The sequence below is a fragment of the Cobetia sp. SIMBA_158 genome (assembly GCF_046566945.1).
Taxonomy (GTDB): domain Bacteria; phylum Pseudomonadota; class Gammaproteobacteria; order Pseudomonadales; family Halomonadaceae; genus Cobetia; species Cobetia amphilecti.
Genome location: NZ_JAWJYL010000085.1, coordinates 1 through 397 on the forward strand (window position 1 = coordinate 1; position 397 = coordinate 397).

The 397-nt window shown below is 50.6% G+C and carries 1 protein-coding gene and 1 pseudogene; both read left to right on the forward strand.

Features of this window, described 5'->3' with window-relative positions; genetic code table 11:
- Positions 1-187, forward strand: a 187-nt coding sequence (gene ilvM, locus R2R70_RS19080) for an acetolactate synthase 2 small subunit (RefSeq protein ID WP_410978761.1), incomplete at its 5' end; no start/stop codon positions are given.
- A gap of 19 nt (positions 188-206) precedes the next feature.
- Positions 207-397 (forward strand): annotated as a pseudogene (locus tag R2R70_RS19085) (branched chain amino acid aminotransferase); the annotation flags it as partial.

Here is a 397-nt window from a genome sequence, read left to right on the forward strand (position 1 = left end):
TCGTGGTTTCCACGTCTGCTCAATGAATATGGCCGCCGCCAGCGATGCACAAAATATAAATATCGAATTGACCGTTGCCAGCCCACGGTCGGTCGACTTACTGTTTAGTCAGTTAAATAAACTGGTGGACGTCGCACACGTTGCCATCTGCCAGAGCACAACCACATCACAACAAATCCGCGCCTGAGCGCAAAAGGAATATAAAAATGACCACGAAGAAAGCTGATTACATTTGGTTCAATGGGGAGATGGTTCGCTGGGAAGACGCGAAGGTGCATGTGATGTCGCACGCGCTGCACTATGGCACCTCGGTTTTTGAAGGCATCCGTTGCTACGACTCGCACAAAGGACCGGTTGTATTCCGCCATCGTGAGCATATGCAGCGTCTGCATGACTC